Genomic DNA, 3,303 nt, shown 5'->3' with positions numbered 1-3,303 from the left:
TACGCGGTGCCGTGATCTGGATCCGCAGCCTCCGACCAACATGATCCGAACCTGGAACAGGCCCTAGTACTACGGCTGCGCGGCAGCATGCTCGGTGATCACCCTCGGAGGCTGCCCCGCCGCTGTCACCACCTGCGGCGTGGTCGCACGATCGAGGGGCGGTCCCCGTGAGACCGACGTCACGCTACATTCCCACCGCCCGGTGAAAGACCAGGTCAGACAGCGAAATCCGGCTGGAGCACGTACTAGGGCTGGTGGACCCGGTATCTGACCGAGTCCACCAGGAACTCGCCGTACCGGAGGGCCGATCCGACGGCCTCCAGTCTCCGGTACTGGTCCGGGGAGAGCACGGCGTCCATGGCCGCCGATCTGATCGCCCTCAGCAGGATCCGGAAAGCCAGGTCAGGAGTGCACCGGCGCGCGCAGACGACGAGCGCCGCCCGCACCTCGGCGGGCAGGAACCGCGTTGCCTCGATCTCGGCGACCACCGCGTCGAGGCAGTCCGTGCCGTCCTCGGTGTCCGCGCCGGTCAGCGCGGACACGTCGGGTTCCGCCGACAGCCGGGCGTCACAGAGTTCCACGACGGTCCGGGTCCACCGCGTTCCTCCCCCGAGCCGGTCGAAGTCCGGCAGGTACTCCGCTCCGGCGTACCACAGCACCTCCAGTGATTCCGCGGGGAGGGCAGCCAGCACCCAGGCGTCGCGGCGCACCGCCAGGGCCTCCTCGGGGACCGACCCCGAGAGATGGTTCGCGACGACCTCGGCGGCCGTGTCCCCGTCATGGATCCAGTCCTGGTGGAAGAGACCCATGACCCGGGACACCCCGAAGTCGAACTCCGTGAAGCGTGGCACAGTGCCTTACCTCCTTACTTCGGATAGCACGTCTGCACGTAGAAGCCGCCCTTGTGACCCTTGGAGCGCACGAGCTTGATGTAGAAGCCGTTGCCGGCCACCTTCACGCTCTTGTCCGGGTAGTAGACCTTGCCGAGCGAGTTCTTCGCCCCGAAGAATCCCTCCCAGTCCAGGTCCGGGTCCCTGGTCTTCTGGAGCCAGGTCCTGATGCGGTTGGCGTTGTTGGCCAGCGCGTAGTCCACCACCTGCTGGGCGGTCTGCTGGTCGGTGAACAGGCTGTTCGGCGTGGTCCGCCCGTACTTCCTGGTCTTCTCGATTGCCAGATCCACCGCGCGCTGCACGCTGACGACGCCCGCCGTGTGCTCGTCGAGCGTGTGGGCCAGCCCGGGGAACCTGTTCCCGTCGAACACGAGGTCGTTGCAGTTGTGGACCAGGACCGGGCTGTCGCCGGCCACGGCGTAGAAGGTGTGCAGGCCGGCGACGGTCAGGTCGTACACCGTCCGGGGCTTCGCCTCGTGCCGGTCGGTCAGCGCGGCCACGGTGCGGACGCCGTCCGGGGTGGGCAGGACGTACCCGGGCCGCAGATCGGTGGCCGGGGTCCAGCCGCGGCCGGTCACGAAGAACTTGTGTCCGGGCGTGCTGGTGAGGCGGCCGCCGTCCGTCAGCGTCACGTCGACCAGGTCGGCGGCGCCGTGGTGGAAGGTGCGGGTGACCGGCTCGCCGCGGGTGCGGCCGGTCCCCGGGTCGGCGGCCAGGAGCAGGTCTCCGGTCCGTACCTCACGCAGCGCCTTGCGCCTGCCGTCGGCGAGGACCACCTCGGTGCTGCCGGGGAAGCTGTTGGTCTGGCACGCCGTGCGGAGTTCCTCGTAGATCTGGACTTCCCGCTCGATCGCGGCGACCGCCGCCGCGTCCACGCCTTCCAGCGCCTTGAGCGCCTTGAACGCGTCCCGGACACCGACGCCCGTCACGAACGCGGCGTCCACGGCGCGCACCGCGTCCGCGATGGGACGGATAGCCTTGCCCGCGAACACGCTCGCGACGTCCACGGCCGTCCAGGCGCAGCCGCCCCAGCTTCCCGACTCACCCCCGGGGGTCAGCTTCTGGGCGCACTTGATCCAGCTGCCGAAGAGGATGTCGACCGGGTCGATGTTCGCCTGGTACTCCGCGATGGTGATGGTGTGCGTGACCGTCTGGGACAGTTCCTTGGTGTGGATCTGGCCGAGGTAGTCCGTGGCCGCGGAGGGACACGTGTACTTCTGCGGGTCCAGGTCCTGCGCGGTGCACAGGTACAGGTCGAGGACCGCCTTGTACCGGATCTTCTCGGTGATCGTGCAGTCGCCCTTGTAGAACAGCTTGTCGATCCAGCCGTCGCAGCCGCCCGTCTTCTTCACGACCTCCGGGTCGCCGACGCTCTCGATGTGGTCGACGACGTAGAACACGTTGCCGATCGAGTCGCCGTTCCCGTCGGGCACGGTCCCGTCGCTGATCTCCTTGGCGTGCGCCACCTCCTCGGCCCGGTTGGCGGCCTCCTGGGCCTCCTTGGCGTACTTGTCGGCGTCCTTCGCCGCCTGTTCGGCCTCGGTGGCCGCCGCGGCGGCGCGATCGGCCGCCGCGCGGGCCTCCTGGGCGAACTGTTCGGCCTGGGCCGCAGCCGCACGGGCCGCGGAGGCGTCCAGGGCGGCCTGGTCGGCGCTGTCGCGGGCGGCTTCGGCGTAGCCCTCGGCGCGGCCCGCCGCCTTGTCGGCGGCCGCCGCGTCCTCGCCGGCCTGGCGGTCGTGCTCGACGGTGCGGGCCAGGGACGCGGCCGCCTTCGACGCCGCGGCGGCCGCGGCGGCCGCGTAGCCGAGGGCCTCCTTGGCGTAGGTGCGGGCGTTCGCGGCGTGCCCGGCGGCGTTCGCCGCGTGGACGTACGCCTCCTTGGCGTCGCCCTTCGCCTGTTCGGCCAGCGCCTTGGCGGCGGCGGCCTCGGCCTGCGCGTTCTTCGCGTGCGCGTCGGCAACGGCCTTCTGCTGCTCGGCGATCGACTTCGACGCCTGTCCGCTCACCACCACCAGCGCCGCCGCCGAGTCGGTGGTGACGTAGGGCGAACCGAGTTGGATGGCGTCGTTGGCGGGCTGGGCGACCTGGGCGGCCGCATTGCCGGCGTCGACCGCGGCCTGGGCGGTGACGTAGGCGAACCCGGCCGCCTTGGCCGAGGCTGCCATGGCCTTGGCGGCCTCCGCCTTCCCCGCGTCTGCCTGGGTGCGGGCGTCCTTGGCGTGCGCCTGCGCCTGGTCGGCGACGGCGACGGCCGTCTTGGCCTCGGAGGCGGCGTGCTGCGAGGCCGCGATGGCGTCCGCGGCGGCGCTGGTCGCGGTCTTCACCGCGGCGTCCGCCTTCAGCTTGGCGGCCGCGGCGGCGTCCGCGGCGGAGCGGGCGCGCTTGGCGGCGGCCTCCGCGCGGGTGGCCGCGG

At 71.4% G+C, this 3,303-nt stretch carries 2 protein-coding genes; both read right to left on the bottom strand.

Translation table 11 applies throughout. The features are described from left to right. Window positions 1-245: 245 nt before the first annotated feature. The gene (locus tag I3F54_RS31760; protein WP_240122388.1) at window positions 246-851 is read right to left on the bottom strand and encodes a hypothetical protein; all 606 of its coding nucleotides are present in this window, start codon (window positions 849-851) and stop codon (window positions 246-248) included. 14 nt (window positions 852-865) lie between these two features. After that, on the bottom strand, window positions 866-3,303 hold a 2,438-nt coding region (locus I3F54_RS31755), incomplete at its 5' end, for a polymorphic toxin-type HINT domain-containing protein (protein ID WP_275677179.1).

It is taken from the genome of Streptomyces sp. MUM 2J (assembly GCF_022414535.1).
In the GTDB taxonomy this organism is placed as follows: Bacteria; Actinomycetota; Actinomycetes; order Streptomycetales; family Streptomycetaceae; genus Streptomyces.
Note: the sequence above shows the minus strand (reverse complement) of the source record. Positions and strands in the feature narration are given on the sequence as shown.